This is a genomic window from Amycolatopsis aidingensis, from assembly GCF_018885265.1.
Taxonomy (GTDB): Bacteria; Actinomycetota; Actinomycetes; order Mycobacteriales; family Pseudonocardiaceae; genus Amycolatopsis; species Amycolatopsis aidingensis.
Map to the genome: position 1 here is coordinate 4,621,392 of NZ_CP076538.1, position 18,366 is coordinate 4,639,757.

The following is an 18,366-nucleotide window of genomic DNA, read 5'->3' on the forward strand; positions in this document are numbered from 1 at the left end:
CGCGGCCGACATCAGGGGTTCGTCGCGACCGCGCCATCGGGAGTGAGGCCATGTTCGAGCAGGGCCTGCCCGTCCGGGACGCGACCCGCACGGGCGAGCGCGAGCAGCCACTGCGCAGCGGCGCCGTCCCCCGCCGCGGTGCGCTCCCGAAGCTCGGTGACGCACCCGTGGTCGGCCAGCACGCGGGCCAGCCGCTCGCGAGCCGGGTAGTCGCCGCGTTCGGCGTACTCGCGCAGTGCGGCAAGGGCGGCGGTGATCTCACCCCGCTCCAGCAGGGCGTCGACCAGTATCTGCCGGGCGTAGCGCGGTTCTTCGTCGGCCAGTGCGCGCAGCTTGGTCAGGTTGCCCGACCTCGCCAGTTGCCTCGGCAACCAGTCCCGCATCCAATGCCGGTTCCTGCGGACGAGCGTGAGCGCCTCGGCCCAGCGATCGGCCTCGGCCAGCCGATCGGCCAAGGCACGTACAACATTATGTGAGGCGTCGGCGCCGTCGGTGCCCACGTACTCGGTGAGCATGGTGATCGCGCGTTCGGTATAGCCGTGCGAGGCAAGGGTGTCGGCAAGTGCGACCAGTTCCGCCTCGAAGGGGGTCATACTCCGATCCCAGGCGGGCCGCTCGACCTGCTGCGGCTCCGAGCCGTGCCGGTGCAGCAACTGCACCGCCTTGTCCACCTCCCCGCGCCCGATCAGCAGCTCGAACGGCCGCGCGTCCAGAGCGGGCCTGGACATCATGTCCGAAAGGTAGCGGTTCACCGCGTCCTCGTCACCTTGGTCGCACTCCCGCTCGGCGAGCAGGAGTGCGGCAGTGGGGCTGTCGGCAGCGGCAAGTTCATGGAGGCGTTGCAGGTTGCCGCTGGCCGCGAGCTGGTGCGCCAGCCACTGCTCCGCCCACTCGTCGGTCAGCCATGGCCCAGCCCGCCCACCGAGGGCCTTCCGGACGACCGTGAGTGCCTCGGGCCACCGGTCGTTTTCTGCAAGCACTGTGGCTAGTACTTCGCCGAAGCGTTCGGCGAGCACCAACTGCTCACCGCGGATGGCTTGGTCCTCCTGCCCCACCTCTGCATATCGCCGGTTCGCGACTCGCCGAACAAGATCGGCGGCCGTATCCGGCCCCTTCGCCCTGGCCAGCATTCGGACCCAATCGACCACCGAGGGAGCACGGAGGTCGTCGCCGAAGGAGTCGATCAGGGCCCGCACCAGATGCTCGGCCTCCGCATACCTACCCTGCTCCCCCAGTTGCCGCACAGTGGTGTCGAAAAGGCCGGACTGGACCTCTTCCGGCAGTGGCCGCGGAATGGTGCGGACGACCTCCATCGCCAGCTCCACCCTGCCGTAGCCGGCCAGAGTGGCCACCATGCGATGCTGAGTCCCCGTGGCCATCGCCTCAATGGCCTGGCCACACAACCGGTCGCCATACCGGAAAACCAAGCGCCGATAGGCACTTTCGGCCAGCCGTGCGCGATCCTCGGGGTCCAGGGCGTGCTCCGCGCACGCCTGCCACAGGGTGGCAGGCACGACAGCGTCACGCCGGGTCCTCCTGCCGTGCTGATCCAAGTAGTCGTGCGGCTCGTAGGCATCAGCAGGCCCGGGGCCGGCTTCCCGCCGACGCGGGACCAAAGCGGTGATCCCGTGCGCGGCTTGACCGGCAGCACGGGCCAAGCCCTCGGCGAACCAGTCGTCTGGAGTATCGACGAGGTCCTCGGCACCGAGATAGCCGGGTGCGGCATCGCCCAGCAGGGCACGGGACACCGGGACCTGATGGCCGAGCCGCCGCGCATCCAAAGCTGCGGTCACAATGGCGGCGGCGTAGCGATCCCGCGGGGTCTCCGGATGTTCGTGGCGTTCAACCAGGGCGGGCCCTCCGGCGATGGTCTGGATGACCCGGCGGTCCGGCGAGGCCGACACCGCCGCGGCCAACCGAGGATCGGCCGTGCGATCGGCACCAACCAGCGCGATCTGCTCAGGGCTGAACCGATCAGCCACCCGCACCCGCCGCACACCGTGCTGCAGCAATGCCCGGACCTGGGAACGTCCGTCGAGGCCATCCGGTGCGCCGGTAAACTCGTCCCAGTACCGCGGCCACAGCGTGCCCAGCACGACCACTGGCTTCGGCCGAATGAGCAGTTCCCGCAGGTGGGCCGCGACCTGTTCACCGTGCGGGCCAGACAAGTGGTTCTGCGACTCGTTCAGCCAGATCACCGTTCGCGAGGCGACTCCGCCGCCCAGCAACGCAAGTAACTCGTCCGCCGTGCGCGGATACACCAGCGGCCATTCCCGCAACACCTCGTGTCGGTGCACCGCCTCGTAGAGGGCGCGAGTCTTCCCCGTCGAGGACTCACCGGTGATCACAAGCATCTGGGCGCCATCCAGCTCAGCCAGGTACTCATCGATGCGGTCGTCATGCTCACGACGCAGATACCCTGGCAGCTCGGGCAGATCCCCGCCGACCACGATCGCCCGGTGCACATCCAGCTGAAGCGGGCCCCACCGACTAATCGGGCGAGCGGTGAGCGACCCGACCGGATTGGCACCGTGCAGGTGGACGCCACCACCGATCGCCCCAGCCTGGATGACGACGTTCGCCGAGGCACGACTCTCGTTGTGCACGTCACCGGATGAACCCACGCGAACACTCTAGGCACCACGACACCGGTCACGCAGCGATATCACTGACCTACCGCAGCCGGAAGCGCCGAAAGGAAATCTGTGCTGACATACTCCTGCGGGGAGTGGATCTGCCGCGGCGCGAACGGACAGGGAGGCGGATAGTGCCGGAGGACAGCTCACCAGGGGAGGACATCGGACGGACCGGGGAGATCGCCGACGACTATGCCCGCGGCTACGCGCTGTTGCAGCGGCTCGGCGGCACCGAGCGGCCCGCGGTGCTCGACCTCTTCTCCGACTTCGCCGAGGACTTCGGCCGGCAGTCCGTCGCCTTCGTCTACGGGCAGCTCTATCACCGCCCCGGGCTGAGCCTGCCGCAGCGGCAGCTGGCCACCATCGGCATCCTGGCCACCCTCGGTTATGCCCAGGCGCAGCTGAAGTTCCACCTCGGCGCGGCACTGCGGGTGGGCTGCTCCCGGCAGCAGCTCGTGGAAGCCGTGCTCCAGGTGGCCTCCTTCGCGGGCTTTCCGGCGACGATCAACGCGCTCGGCGTCGTCAAGGAGCTGTTCGATGAGCTGCCACCCGCTCCCCGGCCCACACCGGAACCCGCGCCCATGGAAGGGGACCGCTACCAGCGCGGACTCGAGGCGATGCGCCGCATCGACGGCGAGGCCGGGGAAAGGGTGGCGGCGAGCCTGGCGGAGCTGGCACCCGACCTGGTCCGCTATCTGATCGAGTTCACCTTCGGTGAGGTCTACTGCAGGCCGGGGCTCGACCTGCGGGAACGGGAGATCGTCACGGTCGCCGCGTGCACCGCGCTCGGCACGGCGGCGCCCCAGCTGAAGGTGCATGTACACGGGCTGCTCAACGTCGGCGGCACCCGGCAGGAGGCACTGGAGACGATCCTGCACACGGCAGCCTATGTCGGCTTCCCGGCAGCGCTGAACGGCATCTCCGTGGCCCGCGCCGCCTTCGCCGAGCGGGACTGACCGTCCGCCAGCCTGCTCGGAGAGCCCACGGGAGGCAGGGTTTAGCCCGTATCATCCAGGTGCAACGATTCAGTCGCCGGGCAGCAGGCTGTCCCGATGGCGAACAGGGGGTGAGCACCGGGTGCCGTCGAGTGCCATCACGGTAGCGGTGATCGATGATCATCCGGTGGTCCTGGCCGGTATCCGGTCCTGGTACGCGCAGGCGCGGCCGCCGATCGAGGTGGTCGCCAGCGGCGAGGACGTCTCGGCGGCCCGCACCGAATCCGGTTCCGCCGCCGATGTGGTGGTCGTCGACCTGTACCTCTCCGGCGGAGTGCCGGGTTATCGCATGATCAGGCAGCTGGTGGACGAGGGCAGGCGGGTCATCGTCTACACCATGGTCGACAGCCAGGAGGCCGCCCTGACCTGCCTGGATCTCGGGGCACTCAGCTATCTCACCAAGGCCGAGGGGGAGCCGCACCTGGTAGCCGCCACGCAGGCGGCCGCACAGGGCCTTCCGTACACCCCGCCCGCGCTGGCCGGGGCGATCGGCACGGACACCCGGCCGAGCAGGCCCACCCTGGCCCCGCGGGAGGCCGACGTGCTGGTGGAGTGGTTCCAGTGCGAGTCGAAGGGCATGGTCGCCGAGAAACTGGGACTCTCGGTTCGTACCGTCAACTCCTACCTCGACCGGGTACGCATCAAGTACGCCAATGTGGGCCGCCCGGCCAGCACCAAGGCCACCCTCGTCGCCAGGGCGATTCAGGACGGGCTGATCGGGCTGGACGAGCTGTGAACCGCACAGCTCGCCTCCACCCAGAACCGGGTGTCGTCGGCGAGGGTGTGCAGGCGGACCTCCGGGTGCGCGGGCCGGGGCGGTTCGGCCCCTGGCCGGTCGGTCACCACACTCACCCGTACCCGGTCGCCGTACAGCAGGGTGACCCGTGCCGCGTGCCGGGTGGTGGCCAGCGCCGCGAGGATCGGGTCGGTCAGGGCCCTGCGCACCTCCACCGGCAGCGGACGCCCCTGCCCCCGCACGGCGAGCTGGACCAGTACCCCGCCCCGCTCGGCGAGGTCGATACACGCGCGCAGCTCGTGCAGCAGCTGGTCGTCGGCCTGGTCGTTCTCGGCGAACAGCCTGCGCATCCGGGCGGCCTCGAACGCGCAGCCGGCCTTGACCGCCTCGTCGGCCGGGTCCAGCGTGCCGTCGGACAGCCCGCCGAGCAGCGGCAGGACGCTCTCCCCCAACCGGGCATAGTGTTCCTGCCGGTCCCGGTGGATCCGGCCGGCCACGGCCTCGCCGGTCAGCACCCGTTCCCGTTCCGCGATCGCCGCCCCCGCCTGCCGCGCGGACCGGCGCAGCAGCACGACCGCGGCGACCATCGTGAGCTGGAACCCGTAGACGATCAGTGCCCTGGTCGCCTTCTCCGCGACCTCGGCGGCGCTCGGCATCCCCGCGACCAGCAACCGCGCCAGCACCAGGGTCGCGTGCGCGGCGAAGAAGCACACCAGGTAACGCAACCGGACGTCGAGCAGGAGCAACAGGCCGTACCAGCCTGCCGCCAGGAACAGCCAGTCCGCCGAGTCGACGATCTGCGCGACGGCGAGATCGTGGGTCACCATCCCGCCTGCGACCAGCACCCCCAGCGCCCCGCCCAGCCACACCATCCTCGGCAGTGCCGTCCCGCGCAGCAGCAGGGTGATACAACCGGCGAGCAGAACGGTCAGCGCGCCGAACAGGGTGAAGTGCAGCACCGGAGTGGCGTACTCGTCCTGGTGCGCCAGCAGCGTCGGCAACGCTAGTCCACAGTGGATCGTCGTGACCGTGACCACCAGCGCCAGCCGCAACCCACCGAGCAACCGCCGGACCACGTACTCGGTGTCCTCAGTGCCTGTTCCCAAACTCGCGGCACGGTCGGCTCGACCGGGCTCGGACTCGGTCCCCATCGTCACCCTCGCAGATCATACGCCCGGCCTCGCCGCCCGTGGACTCCGCAGCGCGAGTTCGTCCACTCGCCTCGAGCGGCGAAGCTCCGGGTCAGTAACCGACTCTCAGGCATCCGGCCACTCCAGCGAGACCACGGTGCCCTGCCGCCGTCCTGAGCGGATGTTCACCCTGGCGCCCGCGGCCGTCGCCTGCTCGCGGACCGAAAGCGCCAGCCCGCGCCGATACGGAGGGACCCGCTCCGGGTCGAACCCGCGCCCGGTATCGCTGATCTCCACGAAGATCCCGGTTTCCCCGCTACCCGCGCGCAGCAAGGCATGATCGACACCCGCATGCCGCACCACATTGCGCAGGGCCTCCGCCGCGCTGTTGCGCAACGTCACGGCGACCTCGGTCGGCAGCTCCAGCGGTCCGGCGATCTCGGTACACACCCGGATCGGATGCCGGTCGCTTTCCTCGGTCAGTAACCGCCCGAGATCCGTGGTGGGAGCGGGCGACTCCTCGCCGGTGAGCCGGTCCAGGTCACGGCGAGCCTGGGCACGCAACTCCGCCGCCGGCACCGGCGCCGAGGCCGCCACCATCATCAACGTGGTGCATGCGGTGTCATGTAAGAGAGAAAGACGTTCGCGCTCGGCAGCCCGGCCCGCCCTGGCGACCGCGGCGTCCCGCTGAGCCTGTGCCGCCCGCCGCGCAGCCACATCCGCGGTCCGCGCCTTGCTCCGCACCAGGAACCAGACCGCACGGGACAGCGCGGCCTCCACCAGCAGCCAGGCACAGATCGGCAGCGCCGACACCCACTGCCCGCCAGCCGCGATCGCCACCCCGGCCAGGTCCATGGCCACCAGGAACGCGGCGACTGCCAAACCCCACCACAACGGCAGGATCCATTGGTACGTAACGATAACGATACTGATCGCCACGCACACCCAGGTGCCGCCGTGCTCGGCGGGTCCGGTGGAAACGGACCATATCTGGGTCAGGCACACCACGGACAGCACGAGCAGATCGGCGCCCAGCAAGCGATCCGGCCTCGTCGTCCGGCGAGTGAACACCAGATGGACGACACTCCAACAAATCGCGAGCAGCACGATGCCGATCGTGCTACCGCGCAGGTCCGCGGACACGCCAATGACCGCGAGCAGCCCGCACGCGACAATCACTGCACAGCGGACCTGCGCGGCATAACGGACAACGAGCCGCGTCAGTTCACGTTCAACCTCCCCAGCCAAGGCGGAACTCCGTTCTGCACCGCACCGTCATCCGCGGAAGACGGTGAACAAGCGCGAGCGCCCCCAGACGCTTCGGCGGAGTCAACGTACCACGAGGTCGACATACCGAGAACCCTCCATCGGAGGGTCGCGCGCGGCTCGGGATTGCGGGGTGATTGACCGTCAATGTCCCTCGCCGAATCGCCCTACCGTGCCGGGAGGTACCAATCCGACCGAAGTGGCCTGCCCGCGCGGCCGGGCCGAGCCACTTCGGTCTCCGGTGACGTCCTGCCCCCGACCCGAATCCTGAATTATTTTCAAGAATCATCGTGCAACGGTTGTTGCGCCAGGCCGTGTCAAGAAGGATCGAGGTCGTCGAGTTGGCGAACTTCACCCAGCGGCGCCTGAACATTTGGTACCGTCCGCGCTACGGGCCGGAAGTGATTGGGTGAGTAGTACTCCACGTCGAAGCGGGAGTACTTACCGGCAGCTAGGCTGAGTGCGCGTGACGGACGTAGAGATGAACTTTGGGGGTTCTATGACTAAGTTCAGCCGGCGGCCCGGCCGCCCCGTCGTCAACTTGGACAACCTGGACGACGCCGAACGCGCGATATACAGCTTCCTGCTGAACGGTCCCGCCACCAAGTCCGACTACGCCTCCACCACCGGCCTGACCAACGAGAAAGCCGCCGCCGCACTCAACCAGCTACAGGCGCACAAGTTCGGGCGGCACTCCCCCGCCGACTCACTCCAGCAGCTCACCCAGTCCCCGGACGCGGCGATCGTCGATCTCGTCAAGCAGTTGCGCGCCGAGTACATGCGGCTCAGCAAGCAGGCCACCTCGGTGAACGATCTGCTCGACCAGCTCCAGGTGTGGTGCGCACGCGATCATGACGAGGCGATCGAACTCCCCGGAACCGAGAAGTTGATGGATGGTGAAAAGGTAAGGGAGAAGCTGGTCGATCTGTCCAAAGAGGTCAATCGAAGCGTTCGCGCCCTCTACCCGACCATCTCCTCGCCGGAAGCGCTGCGGGCAGGCTACGCGCTGGACCGCGCCGTACTGGACCGCGGGGTCGAGATCCGCGCTGTGTTCCCGCACTCGGCCCGGCGCCAACGGGACGCGATGAACTATCTACGGCAGATCCAGGAGGACGGCGCCGAGCCGCGTACCGCGGCGGCGTTGCCCACGCAGCTGATCCTGCTGGATGACAATCTCGCCATTCTGCCGATGGAGCCGGACTGCAACGGCAGCGCCGCGCTGGTCCGCGATCCGAGCGTGCTCGCGTTTCTCGCCCAGCTCTTCGAACACGTCTGGGATCGGGCCCGCCCGATCTCCGAGTACAAGTACGACCAGGAAGTCTGGCGGGACATCGAGATCGCCATCCTGGTCGAGCTGAACTGCGGACGCTCCGACGAGGCGATCTCGCGCAAACTGGACATCTCCACCCGGACGCTGCGAAGGTACCTCGCCGATCTCTGCGACCGGTTCGAGGTCAAGACCAGGTTCCAGCTCGCGGTCGCGGCCTCCCGAGCCGGTTTGCTACCCGCCACCAAGGAAAACCAGTAACGCATCCCTCCCGAGTCGACTCGGTTTCGCCCCGGCGCGGTCCGCTAACGCAGCCGCGCCGGGAGGTAGTCCGGGCCGTGTACCGAGGTGCTACCGTAATACCGCACCCCGGATCGGTCGATCCGCACCTCGGGAAAGCGCGCCAGCAGCCGTTGCAGCACGATCTCCGACTCCAGCCGCGCCAGCCCCGCGCCGAGGCAGAAGTGAATGCCCGCGCCGAAGGTAAGGTGCGGATTCGGAGAACGGTCGAGGTCGAAGGTCGCCGGGTCGGCGAAAACCGCCTCGTCCAGGTTGGCCGAGGCGAGCCACATCACCACCATCGTGTCGGCCGGTATCTCGACCCCGCCGAGCACGGTGTCTTTGGCCGTCCGGCGTTTCGAGGTCGGGAACGGGGGACGCTGGCGCAGGGTTTCCTCGACCGCCGCGGAGGCCCGCTCCGGGTCGGCGCGTACCGCGGCCGTGACCGCCGGATTGTCGTCGAGGCACAGCATGATGTTGCCGAGGGTCAGGGTGGTGGTGACATGCCCGGCCATCAACATCAGCAGCACGAACCCGACGATCTCCTCGTCGTCCAGCCGCTGCCCGTCCACCTCCGCCTCGGCGAGACGGGTGATCAGGTCGTCCCCCGGATGCCTGCGCCGCCAGGCGATCCGGTCGAAGGCGTAGGCGTTCATCTCCTTGATGATGGTGCTGAAACCGGACTTGATGCCCTCGCCTGCCTCGGAGACCTTTTCGGTCACCTCGATCCGCCTGCTGAGCGAGATCAGGCCGTCGCCCCACTCCTGGAATATCTTCCTGTCTTCGGTCGGAATCCCGAGCAGTTCGGCGATCACCATTACCGGTATCGGGTTGGTCAACGTGCTGACCAGGTCGACCTCGTCGGTTTCCATTCGGTCGAGATGCGCGTCGACAAGCTCGGTGATTCGCGGCCGTAGCCCACTGATCACCCGTGGGGTGAAGGCCTTGCTGACGAGCCTGCGCAGCTTCTGGTGCCGCGGCGGATCGTGGTTTGCGAGGTTTCCCCTCGTGATGATCCGGATTTCCTCGTCCGGTGGCCGGGCGTGCCCGTCGTCTGAGGAGAAGGTCTCGTAGTCGTTGTAGACCGTCATGATGTCGCTGTGCCGGAAGACCTGGCACGCCTTCCGCTCCGGATCGAAATGCACCGGATGCTCGGTTCGCATCCAGTTGATCCAGTCGACGAGAATCATGGGGTCATCGCCTGTGGACAACTGCGGAGCTTCATGCATCCGCGGGACGCCTTCCATGGGAATAATCTGGCACGTGCTCGACAGAGCTGACAAGAAACATCAAGTACTTCGATTCAGGTAATCCGATTCCTTGGCTGTCCCACGGGCAGCGGCCTGGTCGGATCCGCTGCCGTCGACGGCCGGGTTCCGCTTCGTGACCACCCAGTAGAGCCAGGTCTCCGCCGCCAGTGCCAGCCCCCACAGCAGCAGGGTCGGGTACACCAGTACGAACGCCCACAGGGCGATACTGGACAGCTCGTGCCGGTCGAAGCCGAGCGCGGTCAGCACCAGGTCATAGCACCCGACCGCCCCCGCAGGAACCAGCATGAGAGCCCCCACCGCGCCGATGGTCACCAGGGCACGCCGGACCCAGCGTCCGGCCACCGGAACGGCCATCAGCACCGCGATGACCACGGCGACCCCGGCCAGTACCCCGGTATCGCCGAATCCGGGTGTCTGCACCTGCACGTCGCGGAAGGCGTCGTCTTCGGCGAAACCACCCCGCCAGCCCAGCGCCCAGGCGACCTTCAGCACCCCGTAGGGCAACGGTGCCACCGCGGCCACCACCGCGATCCGGCGCAGCAGCCCGCTCGCCCGTTCCGGCGCCAGCCTGCTTCCCCGGCGCTCGCGCAGGGAGGCCAGCCCCGGTTCGGTGCGCAGCTGGTGCCGGATGCGCAGCAGCAGCGCGATCCCCGCGCCGAGGGTCACCAGATGCACCACGAACTTCCCCCACTGCGGCACCATCTCGAAGGCCGGGGTTGCGCCGGTGATCTTCATCAGCGACCACACAATGGCGAACAGCAGGTTGTGCGGCAGCCTGCCGAGGCTGCCCGCCAGCATCAGCACGCCCGCGAGAACCTCACCGGCCAGCAGCAGGCGGGCGTGGTGCGGGGCGGGACGCAGCACGGACAGCACCGCGGCGAGCACGGCCGCCGGCACCACGACCTGCCACGGCGCGGCCGGCATCGGGGTCACATCGGCCGCCCCGGTAAGCCCGGCCACCAGGAAGGCCACCGCGGCGGCGAGGCAGCTCACCGCCGCGAGCAGGGAGTACCTGCCGGGGTCCACCGGGGCAGGCCCCTCCCCCGGCAGCCCGCTGTCGCGCCCGGTCACAACCGCACCGGGAGCAGCCTCGGACCGACGATGGAGGTGCTGCCGTAGAACCGGACTGCCTGCCGGTCGACCTCCAGCCCGGGATACCTGGCCAGCAGCCGCCGCAGGACCACCCGTGCCTCCAGCCGCGCCAGCCCGGCACCGAGGCAGAAGTGGATCCCCGCGCCGAATCCCAGGTGCTGGTTCGGCGAGCGCACGGGGTCGAACTCGCCCGGCCGTTCGAACACCTCCTCATCGTGGTTGCCCGCCGCCAGCCACAGCACCACGCCCGCGCCCTCCGGAACCGGTACCCCGCGGATCTCCGTGTCCCGGGTGACCAGCCGCTTGGAGGTGGGGAACGGCGGGCGCTGGCGCATCGTCTCCTCGATCACGCCGGGGATCAGATCCGGGTCGCCGCGCACGGCGGCCGCGGTGGCCGGGTTGTCGTCGAGGCAGAGCAGCATACTGCCCAGGGTCAGAGTGGTGGTGATATGCCCGGCGAGGAACAGCAGCAGCACGAACCCGACGATCTCCTCGTCGTCCAGCCGCATCCCGTCGACCTCGGCCTCGACCAGGCGGGTGATCAGGTCATCGGCGGGATGCCGCCGGTGCTGAGCGATCTGGTCGAAGGCGTACTCGTTCATATCGTTCATGATCCGGGAGATTCCGGACATCGCGTCCCCGGCCTCGTCCGGATCGGTGACGTCGACCTGGCCACCGAGGCCGACCATGTCGAAGGCCCAGCGCTGGAATATCGCCCTATCCTGCTCGGGAATGCCGAGTAGTTCGGCGATGACCAGCGCGGGGACCGGGTTGGTCACGGTGTCGACCAGATCGACCTCACCGGTGCCGAAACCGTCCAGCTGCCGGTCGACCAGTTCGGTGATCCGCGGCTCCAGGGTGGCCACCGTGCGCGGGGTGAACACCTTGCTGACGAGCTTGCGCAACTGATGATGGCGGGGTGGGTCCAGGCTGGCCAGGTTTCCCTTGGTGAACGTCTGGAAGCCGTCCGTCTGCGGCACCAGATGCCGGTCGTCGGAGGAGAAGGTCTCCCAGTCCGCGACGACGGACATGATGTCGGCGTGCCGGAAGACCTGACACAGCTGCCGTTCCGGATCGAAGTGCACCGGTGTTTCCGCACCGGTTCTCCGCAGCCAGTCGATCAGCATCGATGGATCGTCCACACTCGACAGACGCGGGGGATCGTGTTTCTGCTCGATGCCAGTCATGCGGGCAATCGTGCCAGTGGCCAACAGGGTGGGCAATGAGTACGTGGAGAACTCCCGCCCAGGGTTTAACTCGTCTGGTCCAACGCCGTCCGGCCCACCGCCGCCGAGGGGTCGATCCCGTATGCATTCTCCACCCACGAGGGTTGGTAAACCGTGTCCAGGTAACGCTCTCCCAGGTCCGGAGCGATCGCCACCGCCGTGCCGGCCTCCCCGAGCCGGTTCGCCGCGAGCCAGCGCTCGGCGCCTGCCAGCACCGTCCCGGTCGAACCGCCGAACAGAAAGCCCGCGCGGGCCAGCCGGTGACACATCCGCACCGTGTCCTCCTCCTCGATGTGAATGACCTCGTCCACCAGCGACCGGTCCAGGATCGGCGGCAGCACGCCGGTTCCGAGGCCGGGAATGAGCCGCCTTGCCGGTGGCATCCCGAAGGTCACCGAGCCGACACTGTCCACCGCGACGATCCGGACCGGCAGGTCCGCGGCCCGGAAGTACCTGGCACAGCCCATCAGCGTGCCTGTGGTGCCCGCGCCGACGAACAGCACCTGCAGGCGCGGGAAGCGACGATCGATGGCCGGTGCGGTACCGCGGAAGTGCGCCAGCCAGTTGCTCGGGTTCGCATACTGGTTGAGCCACAGGTACCGGGAGTCGGCCGCGCACATCTCGCGCAACAGGCGCAGCCGTGCACCGAGCAGGCCGCTGCCGGGGTGCGGGGTGGTCACCACGTGCACCTCGGCCCCGAACGCCGCCATCAGCTGCCGGGTGGCCAGGTTACAGCGCACATCGGTCACGCAGACGAAGCGCAGCCCCCGGTTGGCGGCGATCATGCTCAGCGCCACGCCGAGGTTGCCCGATGAGGACTCGATCAGCACGGAATCCTCGGTGAGCACCCCGCTTTCCTCCGCGGCGGCCACCATCTCCTTGGCGGCCTTCAGCTTCACCGACCCGGCGAAGTTCATCCCTCGCACTTCAGGTACACCGGTAGGTCCAGGCCGGCCCGCAGGTCGATATAGAGATCGTTGTTGTTGAACTCCTCCGGGCTGCTGATCACGGGCATCGCGGCGCACTCCGGGCAGTGTTCGCCTGGAAACGCACGGCACGATCGGCTCGGCGGGACTCGGACTCCCAGCCCTGACCGCCACCTCCGCACCTCACTCGCCCCGCCTCCCCGCTCGTGGGCTCCGCCAAAACGCGCGTTCCTCCACTCCCCTTCACATGTCCCAGCAACTCCCAACCACTCGGTCAGGCAGGCGCCTGCCGGCGCTCCAGCACCTTCGCCAGGTCGGCGAGCACCGGGGTTTCCGTGACGTCCTGCAGGGTGACGGAGCGGTCCAGTTTGATCGCAAGCCGGATCGCCAGCAGCGAGGTTCCGCCGAGGTCGAAGAAGTTGGCCTGCCGGTGCACGTAGCTGGGGGCCAGGCCGAAGAGCTCGCACCAGGCCTGCTGCAGCCGCAGCTCCGGCCCGGTCAGCCGGTCACCGGCGGGCTCGTCGCCCTCCGGCCCGACCAGTTCGGCGGCAAGCTCGCGGAGGCGTTTCTTGTCGATCTTGCCGTTCTCGGTGAGCGGGAGCCGTTCCCGCCGGTGCAGGTTGCTCGGGATCATGTAGGACGGCAGCAGCATGGCGATCCGCTCCCGCACTCGTTCCGGAGTGACCGTCTCGGGGGCGGAGTAGAACCCGACCAGCCGGTCCACCTGATCGGCTCCGGCCAGTACCACGACCGCGCAGTCCTGCACACCCTCCACGGTGGACATCTTGTTCTCCACCTCGCCGAGCTCGACGCGGAAGCCGCGGATCTTCACCTGCGCGTCCCTGCGGCCGAGGAACTCGAGGTTGCCATCCGGCAGCCACCGCCCGTAGTCGCCCGAGCGGTACATCCGCTGCCCAGGGAAGTAGGGATCGGCGAGATAGGCCCGGTTGGTGCGCACCGGATCGTTGATGTAGCCCCTGCCGACACACACCCCGGCGAACACGATCTCGCCGGGGGCGCCGAGCGGAACCGGCCGTAGCTGCTCGTCCACCAGGTAGATCCGGACATTGCGCACCGGCCTGCCGACCGGGACCCGGCCCGTTGCCAGCGGCGCACGCAACACCGCGTGGTTGGTGTCGTCCGAGGTCTCGGTGAGCCCGTAGGCATTGACCAGCGGCACCGAGGGGAACCGTGCGAACCAGCGATTCACCAGCGCCGCCTTCAGCGGCTCGCCGGTGACCGAGACGCAGCGCAGGGCAGGCGGCGCGGCCGCCGTATCCTCCAGATGAGCCAGCAGAACCTCCAAATAGGAGGGTACGACCTGCAGCACGTCCACCCGGTACCGGCGCAGGGCGTCCACGAACTCGCCGGTGTCGTGGATCTCCTCCTGGCCGATGATCGCGGTCGTACCGCCGACCAGCCACGCCGACATCAGCTGCCACAGCGAGATGTCGAAGCATTGCGGCGCGACCTGGGCGACCACGCTGCCCTCGCCAATGCCGAGGTCCTCGATCTTCGCCCACAGGTGGTTCAGCATGCCGGCGTGCTCGCACATCGCACCCTTCGGCTTGCCCGTCGATCCGGAGGTGAAGTACACATAGGCCAGCTGGTCGCCGGTGACTTCCACCCCGGGATCGGCGTCCCGGGATGGGCCGCGCTCCTCCCCCAGCAGGAGCACCGATTCCGCGGGTACCGAGTCGATCTCCGGCGCGTTCCGGTCGGCCAGCACCAGCCCGCAGTTGGACTGGGTCAGCATGGTCCGGATCCGGTCAGCGGGGAAGTTCGGCTCCACCGGAAGGTAGGCGCCACCGGCCTTGAGCGTACCCAGCACCGCCGAGGCCCATTCCGGGTTGCGGTCCGCGATGACCGCGACCCGGTCCTCCGGGCGCAGGCCCGAGTCGAGCAGCCACCATGCGACCTGGTTGGCCCGCCGGTTCAGCTCCCGGTAGGTCCAGCTGACCTCGCCGTACAACAGCGCGACACGGTCGGGGTGGCGCCGCGCCAGCTCCTCGACGAGCTCATGCGGCGGCCGGTCCGGATCCGGGGTGGTGGCACCGGCGAACTCGTGGATCTGCAGCCGCAGCTCGGCCTGGGACACCAGGCTCTCGGTGTGCTGCACGGCGTGCACGTCGGACAGCAGCTTGTCCAGCGCCCGCGCGTGGTACCCGGCGAACCGCTCGGCCTGGCCGTGGCCGATCACGTCCGCGCGGTAGCGCAGCACACAGGCGGGGCCGGTGCCGAGGCCGGTGAACCCGACCCGGATCAGTTCAGCCCCGGCGGGCTCGGCAGGTTCCTCGTGCACGGTGAGCGCGGTCCATGCCTCGGTCCGGGTATCGGCAGGCGTGGTCCCGGCCCCGGCCGCGACCGCGGCCACCAGCTGCGCCCAGGAGCCCTCGGCGACCACCAGTTCCCGTACCGCGCCTGCGTACCCTGCCGCCACCGTCTCCTCGCCGGTGACCGCGGCGAGCACCTTCGCGTGCACGGCCAGCAGCACCGTCTCCGCCCGCACGCCGAGTGCGGCGGCCACGGCGGCCAGCCGCTCGCCGGTGTCCTCCGGCAGCGCCAGCGGCAGGGTGGCGATGCCCTCCCCGCTGCCCCACCGGGGCAGGGCACCCCCCGCGACATCTCCGCTGTCCATACCCGCTCCCCCGCCTACGGTCGCTTGAACGCGCGGTTGGCGATCGTCGCCAGCAGCGTCACCGCCAGCAGGCAGATCCCCATGGTCTGCAGCACCTGGCCGAACTGCACGGTACCCAGCGCGGCGTCCCTTGCGGTGGAGATCGCGTGGGAAACCGGGTTCACCTCGGCGATCACCCGCAGCCACCCTGGCAGCGCCTCCAGGGTGATGAACGCGTTGGATGCGAACATCAACGGGAAGGTGACCACGGTGGTGATGGCGGTGAGGATCTGGCCGTTGCGCAGTACCGCGGCCAGGGTGATGAAGACCCAGCTGATGGTCCAGCCGATCAGCACCGCGATCAGGACGGCACCCAGCGTGCCGAGCAGGCCGCCGGGCGGGGCGAACCCGAAGATCAGCGCGCTGAGCACGCTGATCAGCACCAGCTGGGACAGGGCACGAACCGAATCGGCGAAGCTGCGGGCCAGCAGCACGGACAGCAGCCGGATCGGCATCGCCCGCAACCGGGTGATCATGCCGTTGCGCAGGTCGTTGATCAGCGCGGTTCCGGAGTTGACCCCGTTGGTCAGGGTGGCGATCACCAGCACGGCTGGCATCAGGTAGTCGATGTAGTCGACCCCGTCCGGAAAACTCGGCACCGTGCCGAGAACCTGGAACACGCCGCCGAACAACAGCAGGATGATCAGCGGTTCGATCAGGCTGGCGAACACCATGCCCGGCTGCCGCAGCGGCCGGACGGCCCGCGCGGTCAGCATGAAGACCTGGGTGGCCAGCCCGCTGCCGGGCCACCGGTCGGCCACCACCCCGGCCTGGCCGGTGCTGGTGCCTCCGGCGCCGTCCACGGCGACTGCGGTCATCGGAATCCTTCCTCGCTTCCTGTGGGGCTCAGGCTTCCTGTGGGATCAGCCGGCCGTCGCGGCGGCGGGTTCCGGGAGCACCGGCGCGGTCACCTCGTCGGTCAGCGCCAGGTAGACGTCGTCCAGTGAGGGTTCGGCGAAGGCCAGCCCGGCCACGGTGACCCCGACCTCGTCCAGCGCCCGCACGACCACGGCGAGGTCGGTGGAGTCGGAGACGGGTGTGGTCACGGCGTTGCGATCGTCCACATGCACCGGCCGCAGCCCCGCGCGGCCAAGGCCGTCCAGCACCTTCGGGGCGTCCTCCGCGCTGTGCAGGGTGACCGTCACCGTGCGGTTGCCGATCGCGGACTTCAGCTCGGCCGCGGTGCCGTCGGCCACGATCCTGCCCTTGGACAACACGGTGATCGCGTCCGCGAGCTGGTCGGCCTCCTCGAGGTACTGGGTGGTCAGCAGGATCGTGGAGCCGTTCTGGGTGAGCTTGGTGACGATGTCCCACACGGCCTTACGCCCGGAGGGGTCGAGTCCGGTGGTCGGCTCGTCCAGGAAGACCACGTCCGGGGAACCGACAAGGCTGGCCGCGACGTCCAGCCGTCTGCGCATCCCGCCGGAGTACTTCTTCGCCAGCCTGCCCGCGGCCTCGGTGAGGTCGAACAGCTCGAGCAGCTCGTCCGCCCTGGCGCGGGCCTGCCTGCGCCCCGCGCCGAGCAGGCGGGCGAGCAGGATCAGGTTGTCCCTGCCGGGAAGCTCGTCGTCCACCGCGGCGAACTGGCCGGTGAGCCCGATCCGCTTGCGGACCTCCCGGCCCCGGCTCGTCACGTCGAGGCCGCACACCCGCGCGGTGCCGCTGGTCGGCGGCAGCAGGGTGGACAGCACGTTGACCAGGGTGGTCTTGCCGGCCCCGTTGTGCCCCAGCAGCCCGAGCGTGGTCCCTTTCGGCACCGCGAGGCTGACCCCGTCCAGCGCGGTGACCTCGCCGAACTCCATCCGGAGATCGTCCACTTCGATCATGTGTTGTTCAGTCATCCGGCCTGCCACCTCACTCGTCGGGTCCGGCCTGCACGCCGGTTACGGTTGCCGGGTCGCCGAAGACCATCGCCATGCTCCGGCGGCCGGAGTACGGCTCGCGGCTGTGCGCCATGCGGATGTTGTCCACCAGCAGCAGGTCACCCGCCTGCCACGGCTCCCGCATGGTCACCTGCTCGTAGACGCCGTTGATCGTGTCGATCACGTCCTGCTCGATCGGGCTGCCGTCGGCGTGGCGGGTGTCGAACGGCAGGCCGTCCGCGCCGAACTCGAACGTCAGGTATTCCCGCACGTCCTGGTCCAGGGTCCACTGGTTGAAGAAGGCGATCTGGTTGAACCAGCAGCGCCTTCCCGTCCGCGGGTGCGCGATCACGGCGGGCCGGTGCTGCGTGGTGCGCAGACTGCCGTCGGCCAGCCACTCCAGCTCGATCCGGTTGGCCCGGCAGTACTTCTCCACGATCTCCCGGTCGTCCGTGCCGAAGGCCTCCTGCCAGGAGGTGCCGACCAGCTCACTGTAGTTGCGGGTGAACAGCCAGCCCTCGGCCGCGAACCGGTCCACCAGCCCGGTGGGCAGCTCGGACAGCACCCGGTGCCCATCGGCGAGGCCGGTGACGCCGCCCTGCACCGGGGGCACCAGGCAGCCGATCAGCAGTCGCTGCGGGACCTCCAGCGCGTAGCTGTTCTCGTGGTGCATGCACATCGGCTGGTCCGGGGACCAGGTGACCGAGGAGTACACCCCACCGCCGAGATCGGCCCGCTCGGCGAAGGGTTCCCGCTCCGTGGTGATCGCGACGCCGAGCGCAGCGGCGATCCGTTCCAGCCCGGCGGGCTCGGCGAGGCCGATGCCGCGCAGCAACAGGGCACCGTACCCGGACCATGCCTCGATGATCCGGTCCCGGTGCTCGGCCACCCAGCGCTCACCCTCGGCCGGATCCCGCTGTCCCGCAAGCGCCAGCAGCGGCGGCCTGCCCTCGGCCAGCTCCAGGCCGTGGCCGGCCACCGTGGCCGGTTCCGGTTCCGCCAT

Annotated in this window: 13 protein-coding genes and 1 pseudogene; 3 read left to right on the forward strand and 11 right to left on the reverse strand. The window is 69.0% G+C overall.

The features are described from left to right. Positions 1-11 precede the first annotated feature (11 nt). Complete coding sequence (locus tag KOI47_RS21270; protein WP_216206299.1) at positions 12-2,624, reverse strand: hypothetical protein; 2,613 nt, start codon at positions 2,622-2,624, stop codon at positions 12-14. A 143-nt stretch (positions 2,625-2,767) separates the two neighbouring features. Between KOI47_RS21270 and KOI47_RS21275 the strand changes: the two genes are divergently transcribed. Both KOI47_RS21275 and KOI47_RS21280 read left to right on the forward strand, forming a co-directional pair. Then, positions 2,768-3,592: a carboxymuconolactone decarboxylase family protein gene (locus KOI47_RS21275; protein ID WP_232376151.1), complete on the forward strand. Its 825-nt coding sequence runs from the start codon at positions 2,768-2,770 to the stop codon at positions 3,590-3,592. Between the two features lie 121 nt (positions 3,593-3,713). After that, positions 3,714-4,367 (forward strand): response regulator transcription factor, encoded by a 654-nt coding sequence (locus tag KOI47_RS21280; protein WP_232376152.1) that lies wholly within the window; start codon positions 3,714-3,716, stop codon positions 4,365-4,367. On the opposite strand, the gene KOI47_RS21285 is transcribed toward KOI47_RS21280, so the two are convergent. Both KOI47_RS21285 and KOI47_RS21290 read right to left on the reverse strand, forming a co-directional pair. Further along, a complete protein-coding gene (locus KOI47_RS21285; RefSeq protein ID WP_216206305.1) occupies positions 4,334-5,473 on the reverse strand; it encodes a hypothetical protein in 1,140 nt (379 codons plus the stop codon). The genes KOI47_RS21280 and KOI47_RS21285 overlap by 34 nt on opposite strands. A 150-nt stretch (positions 5,474-5,623) precedes the next feature. Further along, a complete protein-coding gene (locus KOI47_RS21290) occupies positions 5,624-6,676 on the reverse strand; it encodes a sensor histidine kinase (RefSeq protein ID WP_216206319.1) in 1,053 nt (350 codons plus the stop codon). 586 nt (positions 6,677-7,262) lie between these two features. On the opposite strand from KOI47_RS21290, the gene KOI47_RS21295 reads away from it, so the two are divergent. Beyond that, positions 7,263-8,291 carry a LuxR C-terminal-related transcriptional regulator gene (locus tag KOI47_RS21295; protein WP_216206322.1) on the forward strand — a complete coding sequence of 343 codons (1,029 nt, stop codon included), beginning with the start codon at positions 7,263-7,265 and terminating at the stop codon, positions 8,289-8,291. Positions 8,292-8,335: 44 nt separating this feature from the next. On the opposite strand, the gene KOI47_RS21300 is transcribed toward KOI47_RS21295, so the two are convergent. From KOI47_RS21300 to KOI47_RS21335, 8 genes and pseudogenes are all read right to left on the reverse strand, one after another. Next, positions 8,336-9,499, reverse strand: coding sequence for a cytochrome P450 (locus KOI47_RS21300; RefSeq protein ID WP_216206325.1), 1,164 nt, complete (start codon positions 9,497-9,499; stop codon positions 8,336-8,338). 99 nt (positions 9,500-9,598) lie between these two features. Further along, a complete protein-coding gene (locus tag KOI47_RS21305) occupies positions 9,599-10,651 on the reverse strand; it encodes a hypothetical protein (RefSeq protein ID WP_216206328.1) in 1,053 nt (350 codons plus the stop codon). Further along, complete coding sequence (locus tag KOI47_RS21310) at positions 10,648-11,859, reverse strand: cytochrome P450 (protein WP_216206331.1); 1,212 nt, start codon at positions 11,857-11,859, stop codon at positions 10,648-10,650. Before KOI47_RS21310 ends, KOI47_RS21305 begins: the two co-directional genes overlap by 4 nt. Before the next feature lie 65 nt (positions 11,860-11,924). Further along, positions 11,925-12,913, reverse strand: a pseudogene (gene sbnA, locus KOI47_RS21315) (2,3-diaminopropionate biosynthesis protein SbnA). A 185-nt stretch (positions 12,914-13,098) separates the two neighbouring features. Then, a complete protein-coding gene (locus KOI47_RS21320; protein WP_216206335.1) occupies positions 13,099-15,462 on the reverse strand; it encodes a non-ribosomal peptide synthetase in 2,364 nt (787 codons plus the stop codon). Positions 15,463-15,476: 14 nt separating this feature from the next. Further along, positions 15,477-16,319 carry an ABC transporter permease gene (locus tag KOI47_RS21325; RefSeq protein WP_216206337.1) on the reverse strand — a complete coding sequence of 281 codons (843 nt, stop codon included), beginning with the start codon at positions 16,317-16,319 and terminating at the stop codon, positions 15,477-15,479. Positions 16,320-16,364: 45 nt separating this feature from the next. After that, positions 16,365-17,342 (reverse strand): ATP-binding cassette domain-containing protein, encoded by a 978-nt coding sequence (locus tag KOI47_RS21330; RefSeq protein WP_216206338.1) that lies wholly within the window; start codon positions 17,340-17,342, stop codon positions 16,365-16,367. A 13-nt stretch (positions 17,343-17,355) separates the two neighbouring features. Further along, positions 17,356-18,366: a TauD/TfdA family dioxygenase gene (locus KOI47_RS21335; RefSeq protein WP_216206340.1), complete on the reverse strand. Its 1,011-nt coding sequence runs from the start codon at positions 18,364-18,366 to the stop codon at positions 17,356-17,358.

Excerpts from the sequence above, each read along its gene's own strand:
- KOI47_RS21310 (WP_216206331.1), bottom strand. The coding sequence starts at position 11,859 with ATGACTGGCATCGAGCAGAAACACGATCCCCCGCGTCTGTCGAGTGTG.
- KOI47_RS21325 (WP_216206337.1), bottom strand. The coding sequence starts at position 16,319 with ATGACCGCAGTCGCCGTGGACGGCGCCGGAGGCACCAGCACCGGCCAG.
- KOI47_RS21335 (WP_216206340.1), bottom strand. The coding sequence starts at position 18,366 with ATGGCGGAACCGGAACCGGCCACGGTGGCCGGCCACGGCCTGGAGCTG.
- KOI47_RS21300 (WP_216206325.1), bottom strand. The coding sequence starts at position 9,499 with ATGATTCTCGTCGACTGGATCAACTGGATGCGAACCGAGCATCCGGTG.
- KOI47_RS21320 (WP_216206335.1), bottom strand. The coding sequence starts at position 15,462 with ATGGACAGCGGAGATGTCGCGGGGGGTGCCCTGCCCCGGTGGGGCAGC.
- KOI47_RS21330 (WP_216206338.1), bottom strand. The coding sequence starts at position 17,342 with ATGACTGAACAACACATGATCGAAGTGGACGATCTCCGGATGGAGTTC.
- KOI47_RS21295 (WP_216206322.1), top strand. The coding sequence starts at position 7,263 with ATGACTAAGTTCAGCCGGCGGCCCGGCCGCCCCGTCGTCAACTTGGAC.